We start from the raw sequence: 14,441 nt of genomic DNA, 5'->3' as shown, positions 1-14,441 counted from the left end.
TCACGGCACCACTTGGTAGTGGTTCTGCAACGCTCCGGTCTTGCCATCCAGAAACCACAGCCCCTCAGGTGCCTGCTTGACCACGTCGCACTCCCGGGGATACCCCGGCGAGTCGATGCAGATCTGCCCATCAGCGACCCGCCAATGCTCGACGAGCCGCTCCGCCCCCATGGTGAAGACATTGGTGCCATCGGCATTGAAGGTCTGGGTGACGGCCTCTCCCCGCTGACTGCGGGTCTGCAGGGTCTTTCCGACAAGGGCGGCACGGATGCCGGCATCGTCCAGCGTCACCGCATTCGGCGGGGGTGGTTCGTGGCCTGGTCGCGGGCCACTGGCGCAGGCAGCCGTCAACATCAGGACGAAGGCGAGCGATAAGGTCGATAGCGGGTGCATGGCGAGGATCCGGTAAGGAAGAGTCCTCACTCTGCTGCATGGTCTGCCTTCAGGCATCCTCCAAATGAAGGATGCCTGAAGGCAGACAACAAAAAACCCGCCGAAGCGGGTTCTTTGTTTGACCATCCCAACGTCCTGTCAGGTGCCATCCTGGCCTGGTCATCATCCTTGACCTCTGAGCTGCGCATCCTGCGCGGCTGATGGGGGTAGATTACGCAGCGCCGCCCTGGACGAACATGGCCGACTGACAGCACTGCGTGTAAGCCTTTTGCCATACCCCTGGTAGCACCGGGTCATGGCTGAATTCCGCCCAACAAAAAACCCGCCGAAGCGGGTTCTTTGTTGCGACCATCCCAACGTCCTGTCAGGTGCCATCCTGGCCTGGTCATCATCCTTGACCTCAGAGCTGCACATCCTGCGCGGCCGATGGGTGTAGATTACGCAGCCCGCCGGGGCGCCGACATGGCCAGGTGACACCAGCCCTTGTAAGCCTTTTGCCATAACCCCGGGAACACCTAGTCCGCCGTTCCACCTAATGCTGACCCCAGTCGAAGATCCACCATGGCCCTCTCCAGCTCCTTCGCTATCGTCCAATTGCAGATGCGCCGCGCCGCCGGCCTGGTGTGGAGTACTTCGCCGGCTCTAATGATCGGGCTGATTCTGGCTACCCTGGTGGCGGGTCTTTTGCCGGCGCTGGCCGCCTGGTTGGGGCAGCGTATCGTCGACGCCGTGGTGGCGGCCATGCGGCTGCATGCCGAGCAAGGTGCGGCACCGCTGTGGCCGGTGCTGAAGTTCGTGCTCGCCGAAGCCGGGGTGCTGGCGGCCCTCGCCGCCGCCCAGCGGCTACTGTCGGTACAGCAGTCGCTGTTGCGGGTGCGCCTGGGGCAGACGGTCAACCTGCTGATTCTGGAAAAGGCCCAGACCCTGTCACTGGCGCAATTCGAGGATGCCGACTTCTACGACAAGCTGGTACGGGCGCGGCGCGAGGCCTCGGTGCGGCCGCTGGCGCTGGTGACCAAGTCCCTGACCCTGCTGCAGAACCTCATTTCGCTGGTCAGCTTCGCCGTGCTGCTGGTGCACTTCTCGCCCTGGGCATTGGTGTTGCTGGTGGTGGGCGCCCTGCCGGTGTTCCTGGCCGAGGCACGCTTCTCGGGCGATGCCTTCCGCCTGTTCAGCCGCCGCGCGCCCGAGACGCGCCGCCAGACCTATCTGGAGACACTGCTGTCCCACGAGGCTTACATCAAGGAGGTCAAGCTGTTCGGCCTCGCGCCGCTGCTGCTGGAGCGCTATCGCACCACCTTCGCCAAGCTCTATGCCGAGGATCGCCGCCTGACCCTGAGACGCGACGGCTGGGGCTTCGTCTTCGGCCTGTTGGGCACCCTCGCCTTCTACGCCGCCTACGCCTGGGTGGTGCTCGACACGGTGCGCGGCCGCCTGAGCCTGGGCCAGATGACCCTTTACCTGACCCTGTTCCGCCAGGGCCAGGCCTCGGTCAGCGCCAGTCTAACCGCCGTGGGCGGGCTCTACGAAGACAGCCTCTACCTGAGCAATCTCTACGACTATCTTGGCCAGCCGACCAGCGCCGAGGGCGGCAGCCTGACCGCCGGCAACCAGCCGGGCGATGGTCTGAGATTCGAAGGCGTGGGCTTCACCTATCCAGGCGCGACGGCGCCGACCCTGCAGGACATCAGCTTCCACCTGGCACTGGGTCAGAGCCTGGCGCTGGTGGGCGCCAACGGTTCGGGCAAGACCACCCTGATCAAGCTGCTGACCCGGCTGCACGCGCCCACCCGGGGGCGCATCCTGCTCGATGGCAGCGATCTGCAGGATTGGCAGCCGGCGGCACTGCACCGGCGCATCGGCGTCATCTTCCAGGACTTCATCCGCTACCAGCTCAGCGCCGGCGAGAATCTCGGCGTCGGCGATACCCAGGCCTTCAACGACGAGACACGCTGGCGCAAGGCCGCCGAGCAGGGCCTGGCCGACGAGGTCATCGCCGGGTTGCGCCAAGGGTACGAGACGCAACTCGGGCGCTGGTTCATGGGGGGCCAGGAGCTGTCCGGCGGCCAATGGCAGAAGATCGCCCTGTCGCGGGCCTATATGCGCGAAGACGCCGACATCCTGGTGCTGGATGAACCCACCGCCGCCCTGGACGCCGCTGCCGAAGCGGTGATCTTCGAACGCTTCCGCGCCCAGGCACAGCAGCGCATGACGCTGCTCATCTCGCACCGTTTCTCCAGCGTGCGCAACGCCGATCAGATCCTTGTGCTGGAACGAGGTGAAATTCGCGAGCGGGGCGACCATGCCCAGTTGCTGGCCAACGGTGGCCGCTATGCGCAGCTGTTCGATCTGCAGGCGCGGGGTTATCGCTGATCGCCGGTGGCGAACTTCGCGGCAAGGGCTCTGCCCAAACCTTTACCACCCCACTCGCGGAGGCCGCATGAACGATCAGATCAAGGAAAACCCCGACGACCTGGACATCGATCCGGACATCGCGCCCGACCCCGACGAGCCGATCGGCGAAGATCCGGAAGAAAAGCCGGTCGAGGAACGGTTACCGCAGAAGAACCCCCGCAATCCGGAGTACAGCTGATGAACGCCATCCTGCCACTGCCCGAGGACGAAGATCCGGAAGGCCTGCATCCCGCCGAGCTACCCGCCGACGAGGACGATGCACCGCCGGTGGATCCGCTTTGAATCGTAGAGGTTGGTAGTAGGTTGGGTTGAGCGAAGCGAAGCCCAACGGTGCCATTGTCACGCCCACAACCTTGGACTTCGACGTTGAGGCCACCTCGGCTCACCTCATAGGGTTGTTACCCTCACCCCAACCCTCTCCCAGAAGGAGAGGGAGCTGATTCTGCGTTAGTGGGTGTCCGCGGACGTACGGGGCGGCCGCGAAGACCCAGGCCTCGTCAGTAGTAGGTTGGGTTGAGCGCAGCGAAGCCCAACGGTGTCTGGGTCAACCTTAGCTTGTTGGGCTTCGACGATGGAGCCGTCTCAGCCCAACCTACAGGGTAACGAAACACCCGGTATCCAACTCAACCCATCAAGCCCAGGCCCGCTATGGCGGGCTTGGGCTCTGGGCCTATTGCGCGTTGGACTGTGGTTTGTAGAGTTCCAGCAGCTTGAGGGTCACGCCGTTGGTCCAGCCGAAGCCGTCCTGCAGCTGGTACTCACCACCACCGCCGCCCTGGCCGCCGGTGAGATCGTATTTCTCCACCAGCTTCTGCTCACGGTTGTAGAGGTTCTGCACCTGGGTGAGGAAGCGCGTGCCGATGTCCGCCGCCAGCTTGTTCTGCTGATAGCGGCGCAGTCCGTCCACGGCGACCCATTGAAGCGGCGCCCAGCCGTTGGGTTCGTCCCATTGCTGGCCGGTCTTGACCGTGGTGGTGGCGAGGCCGCCGGGACGTAGCAGCTGATTGGCCACGGTCGCTGCCGTCTGGTCGGCACTGCTCTGGCTGGCGAGACCGACGAACAGGGGGAACAGGGTAGCGGCGGTGACGGTGTCGGTACGGCGCTTGGCCTGCCAGTCGAAGTCGGTGTAGTAACCGGCCGGATTCCATAGGTAGCGGTCGATGGCCTGCTGGCGAGTCTTGGCCTTCTGGCTGTAGGCCTGGACGCAAGTGGCGTCGCCGGTCTTCTCGCAGGCCTTGGCGATGGTCCGCTCCAGGTGATAGAGCAGGCTGTTCAGGTCCACCGGGGCGAGGGCGGTGGTGCGGATGGTCGCCAGGGTCTTGCCATCGGCGAGCCAGCGCGAGGAGAAGTCCCAGCCGCTCTCGGCGCCGGCGCGCAGGTCGCGATAGACCTCGCCGGCAGGACGGCCCTTGGCCTGGGCCGCAGTGGCCAGGTCTTCCATGTAGGATTCCTGGCGTGGAGTGTCGTTGGCATCCCAGTAGCGATTGAGCAGGGTGCCATCGGCCAGCTTGATCACGTGCGCCTTGGCCTGGCCCGCTTGCAGATCCTGCGCACCCGCCATCCAGTAGGCGTACTCCTTCTGGAGTTCCGGCAGGTAGCGGCGATAGGCGGAATCACCCTCCAGGCTGGCCTGCAGATCGACCATGTAGGCGAAGAACGGCGGCTGCGAGCGACTCAGGTAGTAGCTGCGATTGCCATTGGGGATGTGCCCGTAGGTATCGATCTCGTAGGCGAAGTTATCCACCATGTCGCGCACCCGGCCGCGTTCACCGTCCTTGGCCAGGCCGAGCATGGTGAAGTAGGAATCCCAGTAGTAGACCTCGCGGAAGCGGCCACCGGGCACCACGTAGGGTTTGGGCAGCGGCAGCAGGCTGCTGTAGGCGGGGACTTCCTCGGCACTGCGGGTGAGCACCGGCCAGAGCTCCTTGATATGGGTGGCCAGGTCGACATTGGCCCGTGGCGGTGGCGACGCGACCTGCCCGGACTCCTCGAAGTTGGCCGCAACGAAGGCCTTGAGGTCGAAGCCGGGCTGGTTGCGTTGCGCCAGGTAGTCGCGGCGAATGGCGGCCGGATCGCGCTTGGGCAGCGCATCGACGAAATGCTTCTGGTCGCTGAACAGCTTGCCCTGCTGTACCGCGACGAACAGCTCGGGATAGGCCTGATCCGGTGTTACGGCGCGCGCACTGGTGGCGTCGCGCCAACTCCAGGTGGCGGTTTCCGACTTGTCGCCGTGATGGGCGCAGGCAGCGAGAAAGGCGATGGACAGGGATAGGGCAAGCATCCGCGCGGGCGGCGCAGGTGGCAGGCATTTCATGAAGCGCTCCTTTTCTTGTCGATACGACAGCAGCCGCAACGGACGTCACGACACGAAAGGATCGACCCCCGACCGCCGCGACAGTTCGCCGCGCCGGAGTCAGACGCCTGGACGCAGACGCCCCACGCAGCGCGCCAGTTCTTCCAGGCCAAAGGGTTTGCCGATGAGTTCGACGCCGTCCTCCGCCAGTTCCGGCAGGGACGCCGGATCGGCTTGGCCGGACAGATAGAGCACCGGCAAACCGGGGGTGGTTGCCCGGGCCTGCTCGGCCAGTTGCCGACCGTCCAGCCCGGCCAGGCCAAGGCTGGTCACCAAGAGGTCGATACGCAGACTGCCCGAACCGATGAGGGCGACGGCCGTGGCGCTGTCGCTAACTGCCAGCGGGGTGTAGCCCAGCTCGGCCAAGGCATCGCTGATGATCACCCGGACCTCGCGCTCTTCCTCGACGATCAGTGCGCAATCGCCGGAGACCTCCGGCAGCACTGGACCTTCGGCGTCGTCGACAGTGGTTTCCTCGGCGGGCTGGGCGAGCAGCCGCGGTAGATAGAGGCTGATACAGGTGCCCTCGCCCAGTACCGAGTGGATTTCCACCTGGCCGCCCGATTGCCGCACGAAGCCATAGATCATCGACAGCCCCAGCCCGGTCCCGCGGCCGCAGGGCTTGGTGGTGAAGAAAGGCTCGCAGGCACGCTTCAAGGTATCGGCATCCATCCCGGTGCCGGTGTCGCAGACCTGGATACGGACGAAATCTCCCTCCAGCGTCTCCGCGGGCAAGCCAACGCTCAAGGGTCCGCTGACGTTCTCCACCCGAATGCTCAGGCCACCGCCCTCGGGCATGGCATCGCGCGCGTTGATGGCGAGGTTGAGGATGGCGTTTTCCAGCTGGTGCGGATCGCAGTGCAACAGCCAGAGATCCTCGGCCAGGTGGACATCCTTGCGAATCTTCTTGCCCAGGCTATGGCGCAGCAATTCGTGCATGCCCTGCACCAGTTGGCCGGCATCCACCGGACGGGGCTCCAGCACCTGGCGCCGAGCGAAGGCCAACAGCCGCTGGGTAAGGGCCGCAGCGTTCTCGGCCGAACGGGTGGCGGTGTCCAGGTAGCGTTCCAGCTCCTGGATGCGGCCTTGCTGCACCCGGCGACGCATCAGGTCGAGGGAGCCGACGATGCCGGTCAGGAGATTGTTGAAGTCGTGGGCGATGCCACCGGTGAGTTGGCCGATGGCCTCCATCTTCTGCGCCTGGCGCAGCTCGTCCTCCAGCGCTACCAGTTCCTGGCTGCGGGCCTCGATGCGTTCTTCGAGGTTGCGATTGAGTTCATCCAGCGCCTCGCGTGTCCTCACCGTCTCGCTGACGTCGCGGGAAATGGACAGGAACTGCTGGGGGCGGCCGTCATCACCGAGGATCGGCGTGACCACCACGTCCCACCAACGGAGCGTGCCCTTGGCGGTCGGGGCCAGGCCAGTGAAACGACCGATGCCCCCCTGGCGCGCCGCCTCGATGGCAGCCTGTACCTCCTGACGCTGTTCTTCGGGCCAGAGATCGGCCCAATAGCGGCCCTGGAACGGAATGAAATCGTCGATTTCCATGACCATCAGACCACCTGGATTCATGTATTCCAGGCGACCTTCCAAGTCGATCAGTTTGATGCAATCGACGCTGCAGACCATCACGCTGCGCTTGAAGGCCTCGCCCTGCCAGAGTTCGGCCTGGTGCTGGCGCTGCGCGGTGACGTCGAGCAGCACTCCGCCGTCCTCGCGACGCTGGAATTGCAGGTGGCGCCGCTGGCCATCCGCGCCTTGGCGCCATGCCTCCCAGGCCATACCTGCTTTCGGCAATAAGCCCAGGGGCGCGGCAGTGGCGCTGTGCAGCTCAGCGAGCAGCTCAGCCTCGGGGATCCCACGGGCGAGCTCATCGACATCGCGATCCAGCATGGCCGCACAGGCGGCGTCTGCGCGCCACAGGGCATTGCAGGGGTCGTATTCAAACAGTCCGATGGCAAGGAACTGAGACATGGGAGATCGCCGATAGAAAAAGGGGACAGCGCCAAAAAGCAACGAACGCGCCAAAGCTGTCTACGTTAACAGTTTCAGCGTTGCGCTTCGTGCTGGCCTTCGACCACGACACCGGAAAAATGCTCAATCGATAGCGTTGCGCTCCACGATGTAGCGCTGCTCCAGACTGCTGTGCCCCAGGCCAACCCCCTTGCGCACCTTGAGTTGCACGGGAATTCGCTCCTTGAGCGCTTCCACGTGACTGATGATGCCGATGGTCTTGCCACCCGCGTTGAGCTGGTCCAGGGCATCGAGGGCGACCTCCAGGGTCTCGCCGTCCAGGGTGCCGAAACCTTCGTCGAGAAACAGCGAATCGATGCCGGTGCGCTGGCTGACTAGGTCCGACAGCGCCAGGGCCAGCGCCAGGCTGACCAGGAAGCTCTCGCCGCCCGACAGGGTACGGATGTCACGCAGGGCATCGGCCTGCCAGGTGTCGAGGATCTGCAATTCCAGCTCCGCTGCCTGGCGTCGAATCAGTTGGTAGCGTCCATGCAGCCGCTGCAGTTGGCCGTTGGCCAGATGCACCAGGTGATCCAGGGTCAGCCCCTGGGCGAACTTGCGGAACTTGGCGCCATCGGCCGAGCCGATCAGGCCATTGAGGTGCTGCCAGAGGTCGTGGTCGCGCTCCTGGGCGGCGATTTCGACCAGCAGCGCCTGCAAGCCCGCGCGACGACGCTCGTCTTCGCGCAGGGCGGCCCCGACTTCGCCCTGGCGCTGACCGAGGGTGCGCAACTCGGCGGCCCCAGCCGCGAGGTCCGCATCCAGCTCCGCGGCGCTACGCTCGGTACGGGGTTCGGCGCGCAAGGTGGCGTGACGCTCACACGCCGCACTGGCGAGGGCACGGGCTTCGGTCAGCGCGGTATCGAGATTGGCCAGCTCGGCGCTCAGGGCGCTGCGCTCGGTTTCGTCCAACTGCGCGGCGCGCCAGGCGTCGGCATCGGCGAAGGCACTGGTGGCCAAGGCCGCCGACCAGCGTTCGCCAGCCTCGGTCGCCGCCAGCGCCTCGCTGTCGAGTCGCTCATGCAGCGACTGCCGGGTACCCTGCAGGGCGGCGCCCTGCTCACGGCAGTCGTCCCAGGCCTGGGTGGCCTCGGCCAGGATGGCAGCCGCGGCCTCCGGCGCCACCTCGGCCGGTGCGGTTGCCGCCGCCCGGCTGCGCCATTGCTCCACCAAGGGCGCCAGGGTGGCCAGGCGTTGCTCAAGGTCTTTCAGGCTCTGCCGCAAGGCCAAGGCACGCTGGCTGTCGGCCTGCCAGGCGCGCCACTCCTGGTCGCGCTCGGCCAGCCACTCGGCCGCGCGGCTGGGCACCTCAAAGCCCCAGCGCTCGAGTTCCGCGGCCAGCTGGCGCTCCGCCTGGGCCTGTTGCGCCTCGGCCGCCCGCTGCTCGTCAGCGCCCTCGGCCAGACTCTGGCGAGCCCGCTCCCAGGCCGCCTCGGCCAGCGCCAGGCGCTGTTCGGCATCGGCCTGCTGACGGGCAGCACGCTGCGCCTCGGTGCGGCTCTCCTCGCCCTGCTGGCGCAGGCCATCCAGGGTGGCGAGCACCTGCTGGATACGGGCCAGCTCGGCATCCTGGCGGCGCCGCAGCTCGGCCACCGCGCCGGGTGCCGCGGGATCGGCGCCCAGGGCCGTGCAGCGCTGGCGCCAGAGCTCGCCCAGTTGCTCCCGTTGCAGGTTGGCCTCGGTCTGCTGTTCGGCGAGCTGCTCCAGCTGCGCCTTGAGGGCGGCCAGGGCTTCGCTGAGCTCCTTGCCTTCCTGGGTCAGGCGTTCCAGTTCGGCCTTGGCTTCCTGCAGCGCCGTCTGGGTCGCCGAGACGTCCAGCGCGGCGTAGTCGGCCACCGCCGGGTGCTCGCGCGAACCGCAGAGCGGACAGGGTTCATGGGGCTGCAAGTCGGCGCGCTGGGCTTCGAGGCTGCGGATGACCCTTTCCTGTTCGAGCAACTTGTCGCGCTCGCGCACCTGCTGGGCCACCTCGCGATAGCGACCACGTAGGGCGTCCAGCCGCACCTGGTGCTCGTCGTGCTGGCGCTGGCGCTCGCCCTGGGTACGCGCCAGGCGCTCCAGCTGGGTGTGCAGCTGCCGCTGGCGTTCGACCAACTGATCCAGTTGGTCCACTTCGTTGACGCGCCCCAGCGCCGCCTGCCAGAGGGTGCGCCAGGCCTTTTCGTCGCGGCCATCCAGGGCGGTCTGCCAACGCTCAAGGTGCGCCTGCTCCGCTGCCTGGGCGGCGCTCGCCTGGTCGCGTGCCCGGGCCACCGCGACCGCCAGGGCATCGCGCTCCTCGGCGAGCAGGTGCAACTGGCGGGTCTGCTCTTGCTGGCGCCGCGTGAGTCGGGCCAGGGCTTCGCCACGCTCATCGCGTAGGGCCAATTGGCTGCGCCATTCGCCCAGGCGCTCGCCCAGCTCGGCATGGGTCGGGCGCTCGGCCAGGCTGGCGTCCAGGCGCTGTTGCTCCGCCAGGGTATCGGCCTGCTCCGTCTCGGCCTGGTGCAGCTGTTCGAGACTGGCGCCCAAAGCCTGAGCCAGAGCGGCGTCACGCTGGCCGGCCAGGGCCTGGATACGCTGGTCGAGCTGGGTCAGTTCTGCACGGCTGCGCTGTTCGCGCTCCTGAGCCTCGCGCCAGGCCTGTTCGAGGGGCAGCAGGCGCGCAGCGGGTTCGGCCAGGGCCAGCCGTTGGCGTTGCGGTTCGGCGACGTCCCAGGCCTGTTGCGCCGCGGCCAGGCGGGCTTGCGCCTGCTGCTCGCCGGTCGCCGCCCGTTCCAATTCGGTCAGCCATTGCCGCTGTGCCTGCCAGGTCTTGAGTTCTTCGCCCAATAGCGCCTCGCGCGCCGCCAGGCTGGCGCCTTCATTGGTCAGCGCCTGACGACGTTCGTCGTCCAGCACCTCGACGCCGGCGACGCGGTGCCGCAGGCCCTCCAGCACGACCTTGGCCTCCCGCGCGCGCTCGAACACCCGCTGGGAGATCTGCCCGTACACCGCCGTACCGGTCAGCTCTTCCAGCAGTTCGGCACGCTGGCTGGCACTGGCTTCCAGGAAAGCCGCAAAGCCGCCCTGGGCCAGCAGCATGGAACGGGTGAAGCGCTCGAAATCGAGGCCGGTGAGTTCTTCGGTGAGGCGCAGCTTGTCGCCGGTCTTTTCGGCGAGGATGGTGCCGTCCAGCTTGGCCAATTCGACCTTGGGCGGTTGCAGGGCGCCGTTGGCCTGGTCCCGCGCCCGGCGCTGACTCCAGAACGCCCGGTAGCGCTCGCCACGCACGGCGAATTCCACCTCGGCGAGGCAGTCGCCGGTGTGCCGGGTCATGAGTTCGTTGCTCTCCCCGCCCACCTTGCTCATGCGTGGCGTGCGGTGATAGAGCGCCAGGCAGATGGCGTCCAGCAGGGTGGTCTTGCCCGCCCCGGTGGGTCCGGTGATGGCGAACAGGCCGCTGCTGGCGAAGGGCTCGGCGGTGAAGTCGATCTTCCACTCACCCTTGAGGGAATTGAGGTTCTTCAGGCGCAGGGTGAGGATCTTCATCGGGCTTTTCCAGGACGACTCGGCGAACCGCCGATTCTGGCATTGTTGGACGCGCTCGCCCATGCCAACCGACCATTCGACCTATGGTCGTGTCCACCGCTGAACTTGCCCTCTCCCCCACTCTCAACTGCAAGGTATCGCTCTGCAACTACGTATCCCGGGAGGATTCGTCGTGCGCTCGCCTCTTTCCCCCTTCGATTTTCTCGGCATGCCCATCCTGATCGGCCTGGGCACCCTGGCGTTGGTCAGTTGCAGCGGCGGCCACAAGGTCGCTGCGCTGGTGCAGCCGTTGACGACCGGGTGGGTGTGAACAGTAAAAAGCCCGGTGACCTCAGGACCACCGGGCTGCCCCTCAAGGCATGAACACCGCCCTCATGCAGTTCTTGTCCTTGGTCTTGAACAGCTCGTAGCCATAGGGCGATTCCTCCAGGCTCATCGGGTGGGTGAGCAGGTAGGAAGGGTCCAGCTCGCCTTTCTTGATGTGCTCGAACAGTCGCTCCACATAGCGCTGCCCCGGTTGCTGGCCCGACTTCACCGTCAGCGCCTTGTTGACGATGGCGCCCATGGGGAATTTGTCGATCACCCCGCCGTAGACGCCGATCACCGAGACCGTGCCGCCCTTGCGGCAGGCGCGGATGGCCTGGCGCAGGGCCGAGCCGCGTTCGGTATGCAACCGCAGCAGTTGCTTGGTCTTGTCGTAGGTGTAGTCCAGCTGGGTGCCGTGGGCCTCCATGCCGACGCAATCCAGACAGCGATCCGGGCCGCGGCCACCGGTCAGCTCCAGCAGGGCTTCGTGGATGTTGGTGGTCTCGTAGTCGAGGGTGATGGCGCCGGCCTTCTGCGCCGCCAGCTGCAGGCGATCGCTGAAGCGGTCGATGGCGATGACCCGTTCGGCGCCCAGCAGGTAGGCGCTGCGAATGGCCATCTGCCCTACCCCGCCGCAACCCCAGACCGCCACGGTGTCACCGGGCTGGATGTCGGCCAGGTCAGCCGCGTAGTAGCCGGTGGGCACCGCATCGGAGACGAACACCGCCTGGGCGTCGCTGACCCCATCGGGCACCTTGAACAGATTGACGTCGGCGTAGGGCACCCGCACATAGGTGGCGTGGCTGCCGGCGTAGCCGCCGAAGGCGTGGCTGTAGCCGAAGATGCCGGTGCAGGGCTGCCCATAGGCCAGGTCGGTCAATTCGGGCTTGGGATTGCTGTTGTCGCAGCAGTTGTAGTCCTCGCGCTGGCAGTGCTCGCAATCACCGCAACCGATGATGGAGATGGTGATCACCCGGTCGCCGATGGCCAGATCGCCATTGCGCAGGCCGCTGCCCAGCTCGACGACCTCGGCGAGGAATTCGTGGCCGATGATGTCGCCGGGCTTCATCGCCGGGACGTAGCCGCCCAGCAGGTGCAGGTCCGAGCCACATACCGAGGACATGATGACGCGCACGATGGCATCGCGCGGATTGAGGATTTCCGGGTCTGGAACGGTTTCCACCTGCAGACGGTTGGGGGCTTGCCAGGTCAGAGCTCGCATCATTCGGTCCTCTCGGGAGTGCCCAGGCCGGCATCGAGATCGGCACGGGGTTCGTCGGCCGGCCGGGTGACCGGCGGATGGGATGGCGCCAGCGGGCGACCGCTGCGGGTGATCTCGGGGGTGGCGATCTCACCGGTCTCCAGTTGCTGCTTGAGCCGGCGCAGGCCGAGGTTGACCGCCTTGCCGGTGAAGCGGCTGATGCCTTCGGTGACGGCATGGCCGAGCAGGCCGGCAGGGGCTTCGCAGGCCAGGACGGCCTGTACCAGGGTGCCGCGGCCCTGGGGCGCGTCGGTGAAGGTCAGGCTGGCCTTGTGCGCCATCACCGTGCCGGGCACGGTGCTCCAGAGCAGGAATTCGTTGTCGCGCCGCTCGCTCTGCTCCAGGGTCCAGCTGAGGGTGCGGCCCAGGGGGCCGGTGGCATGCCAGTGGCTGTCGCCATCGGCGCCCGCCTCGATGCGGTCGACGAAGGGCAGCAGCTCGCGCAGGTGCTGCAGGTCGGTACAGTAGGCGAACACCTCTTCACGCGGCCGGGCGATGGTGACGCTGCGCTGGATGGCGGTGGGATTGCGCCAGCCCCAGCGCTCGGCCAGGGCTTGCTCGAAGGGCGAGGGTTGCAGCGCGGCCTTGAGTTCGCAGCGCTGGCGGACTCCGCGGCTGAGCGCCATGGCGCCCAGGGCCATCTCCACGCAGCCGGTCAGGCCGCCGCGGCGCAAGCCACCCAGGATGAGCAGGCCGCCGCCCAGCAGCGAGATGACGCGCTCGCTGCCCTGGACATTGGGTACCTGTCGTGTCGAATGCGCCTGGCGCGTCGCGGCGAGGGGTTGGGGTAGGTCGTGCATGGGATCTCCTCCTGTGGCGGGTGCTTAGGAGGGTGACCCCGGGCAAACGGGCGTTGTTCCTGTCGAGAAAATCGGTCCGATGGAAGCGTTTCGCTGCGATCAGGCGGGCATCTCGCCGAGAACCTCGCGGTAAAGCCCTTCCAGCCGGGTGCGCAGCTCGTCGTCCAGCTGCTCTTCGGCCAGGCGCTGCTGGAAGACGTCCAGGGGGCTGAGTTCTTCCAGCGTCTCGCGCTGGGTGCCTTGCAGGGTAGGCGCCGCCGCGCTGCGCGCCCGGCGTACCCGCAGTACTTCCAGCGGCAGTTCGGCGACCAGCGCACTGATGCGCGGTTGCAGATCGGCCAGGTAGTCATCGCCGGCCACCACCACCTCGGCCCACACCGGGCACTCGACGGTGCCATCGGCGGCCGCCTGGGTGAGCGCCGCCCCGAGTTCGTCCAGCGTCCCCTGTACCACCACCAGCGGCTGGAAACAGGGCACCGCCAGAGGCGTCACCCGCTCCAGGCCCTTATCGAACTCCACCAGCAGGATCTCCTTGGCGCGCTCCTCGTCGAAACTCAGGCATAGCGGCGAGCCGCTGTAGCGCACGTGCTCCAGGCCGCCAACCCGCTGGGGTCGGTGAATATGGCCGAGGGCGATGTAGTCCGCCGGCGGGAAGGCGCTGGTGGGAAAGGCATCGAGGCTGCCGACATAGATCTCGCGCACCGACTCGCTGGCGCTGGCGCCCACGGTGGTCAGGTGCCCGGTGGCGATGATCGGCAGGCCGCCGCCCAGCTCGGCACGCCGCGCCTCGGCCAGGCCGTGCAGTTCGGCGTAATGGCCCTGGATGGCCTGTTGCAGCGCCTGGCGCTTCTCATCGGCGCTCTGCCCCGCCTGGCTCTGCACCACGTCCCGCGGGCGGACGAAAGGAATGCCGCAGAGCAGCGCGCCGATCTCGCCGTCACGCCGGCGCAGTTCCAGCAGCTGATCCGCCGGCGTCGCGCTGACACAGGGGATCACCCGGGTATCCAGGCAGGCCAGCAACTCGCGGGATTCCGCCAGGACCGCCGCGGAATCATGGTTGCCCCCCAGCACCACCAGGCTGGCACCGGTACCGCGCAGGGCGACGATGAAGCCGTTGTACAGCTCGCGGGCATAGCTCGGCGGGGTCGCGGTATCGAAGATGTCCCCCGCCACCAGCACCACATCCACCTGCTGTTCCTCCACCTGGGCTACCAGCCAGGCCAGAAAGGCACGATGCTCGGCCTCGCGGGTGCGGCCGAGGAAGTGCTGCCCCAGATGCCAGTCGGAGGTGTGCAGCAGCCGCAGGCCGGCGCGGGCGACCGGCTTGCGGGCACGCTTGGAGGTGGGCTTTTCAGTCGGGGCGGCGGGAGGCAGATCGAAGAGCGAGAGG

At 66.9% G+C, this 14,441-nt stretch carries 10 protein-coding genes; 3 read left to right on the top strand and 7 right to left on the bottom strand.

Going from position 1 to position 14,441, the window contains the following annotated elements; all coding sequences use genetic code 11:
• Window positions 1-393 (bottom strand): hypothetical protein, encoded by a 393-nt coding sequence (locus CCZ28_RS21800; protein WP_140220839.1) that lies wholly within the window; start codon window positions 391-393, stop codon window positions 1-3.
• Window positions 394-954: 561 nt separating this feature from the next.
• On the opposite strand from CCZ28_RS21800, the gene CCZ28_RS21795 reads away from it, so the two are divergent.
• Entirely contained in the window at window positions 955-2,766 is a 1,812-nt protein-coding gene (locus tag CCZ28_RS21795; protein ID WP_140220838.1) for an ABC transporter ATP-binding protein, read from the top strand.
• A 67-nt stretch (window positions 2,767-2,833) separates the two neighbouring features.
• Window positions 2,834-2,986 carry a hypothetical protein gene (locus CCZ28_RS24515; RefSeq protein WP_167371461.1) on the top strand — a complete coding sequence of 51 codons (153 nt, stop codon included), beginning with the start codon at window positions 2,834-2,836 and terminating at the stop codon, window positions 2,984-2,986.
• 492 nt (window positions 2,987-3,478) lie between these two features.
• On the opposite strand, the gene treA is transcribed toward CCZ28_RS24515, so the two are convergent.
• From treA to CCZ28_RS21780, 3 genes are all read right to left on the bottom strand, one after another.
• On the bottom strand, window positions 3,479-5,122 hold the full coding sequence (gene treA / locus CCZ28_RS21790; RefSeq protein ID WP_140220837.1) for an alpha,alpha-trehalase TreA: 1,644 nt from the start codon (window positions 5,120-5,122) through the stop codon (window positions 3,479-3,481).
• A gap of 99 nt (window positions 5,123-5,221) precedes the next feature.
• On the bottom strand, window positions 5,222-7,135 hold the full coding sequence (locus CCZ28_RS21785) for a PAS domain-containing sensor histidine kinase (protein ID WP_140220836.1): 1,914 nt from the start codon (window positions 7,133-7,135) through the stop codon (window positions 5,222-5,224).
• 123 nt (window positions 7,136-7,258) lie between these two features.
• Complete coding sequence (locus CCZ28_RS21780) at window positions 7,259-10,684, bottom strand: AAA family ATPase (protein ID WP_140220835.1); 3,426 nt, start codon at window positions 10,682-10,684, stop codon at window positions 7,259-7,261.
• Window positions 10,685-10,856: 172 nt separating this feature from the next.
• Here CCZ28_RS21780 and CCZ28_RS24510 point away from each other — a divergent pair, with 172 nt between their 5' ends.
• Complete coding sequence (locus CCZ28_RS24510) at window positions 10,857-10,994, top strand: hypothetical protein (protein WP_167509183.1); 138 nt, start codon at window positions 10,857-10,859, stop codon at window positions 10,992-10,994.
• Between the two features lie 42 nt (window positions 10,995-11,036).
• Here CCZ28_RS24510 and CCZ28_RS21775 read toward each other — a convergent pair whose 3' ends face one another.
• The 3 genes from CCZ28_RS21775 to sbcD all read right to left on the bottom strand — a co-directional run bounded on the left by CCZ28_RS21775 (window position 11,037) and on the right by sbcD (window position 14,356).
• Entirely contained in the window at window positions 11,037-12,212 is a 1,176-nt protein-coding gene (locus CCZ28_RS21775) for a zinc-dependent alcohol dehydrogenase (RefSeq protein WP_140221414.1), read from the bottom strand.
• Window positions 12,212-13,051: an SRPBCC family protein gene (locus tag CCZ28_RS21770; protein ID WP_140220834.1), complete on the bottom strand. Its 840-nt coding sequence runs from the start codon at window positions 13,049-13,051 to the stop codon at window positions 12,212-12,214. Before CCZ28_RS21770 ends, CCZ28_RS21775 begins: the two co-directional genes overlap by 1 nt.
• Before the next feature lie 99 nt (window positions 13,052-13,150).
• A complete protein-coding gene (gene sbcD, locus CCZ28_RS21765; RefSeq protein WP_140221413.1) occupies window positions 13,151-14,356 on the bottom strand; it encodes an exonuclease subunit SbcD in 1,206 nt (401 codons plus the stop codon).
• Window positions 14,357-14,441: the final 85 nt, after the last annotated feature.

The sequence above is a fragment of the Pseudomonas oryzihabitans genome (assembly GCF_006384975.1).
Classification (GTDB): domain Bacteria; phylum Pseudomonadota; class Gammaproteobacteria; order Pseudomonadales; family Pseudomonadaceae; genus Chryseomonas; species Chryseomonas psychrotolerans_B.
Note: the sequence above shows the minus strand (reverse complement) of the source record. Positions and strands in the feature narration are given on the sequence as shown.

Coding starts and splice junctions, on each gene's coding strand:
- CCZ28_RS21800 (WP_140220839.1), bottom strand. CDS start 393: ATGCACCCGCTATCGACCTTATCGCTCGCCTTCGTCCTGATGTTGACG.
- CCZ28_RS21795 (WP_140220838.1), top strand. CDS start 955: ATGGCCCTCTCCAGCTCCTTCGCTATCGTCCAATTGCAGATGCGCCGC.
- CCZ28_RS24515 (WP_167371461.1), top strand. CDS start 2,834: ATGAACGATCAGATCAAGGAAAACCCCGACGACCTGGACATCGATCCG.
- treA (WP_140220837.1), bottom strand. CDS start 5,122: ATGAAATGCCTGCCACCTGCGCCGCCCGCGCGGATGCTTGCCCTATCC.
- CCZ28_RS21785 (WP_140220836.1), bottom strand. CDS start 7,135: ATGTCTCAGTTCCTTGCCATCGGACTGTTTGAATACGACCCCTGCAAT.
- CCZ28_RS21780 (WP_140220835.1), bottom strand. CDS start 10,684: ATGAAGATCCTCACCCTGCGCCTGAAGAACCTCAATTCCCTCAAGGGT.
- CCZ28_RS21775 (WP_140221414.1), bottom strand. CDS start 12,212: ATGCGAGCTCTGACCTGGCAAGCCCCCAACCGTCTGCAGGTGGAAACC.
- CCZ28_RS21770 (WP_140220834.1), bottom strand. CDS start 13,051: ATGCACGACCTACCCCAACCCCTCGCCGCGACGCGCCAGGCGCATTCG.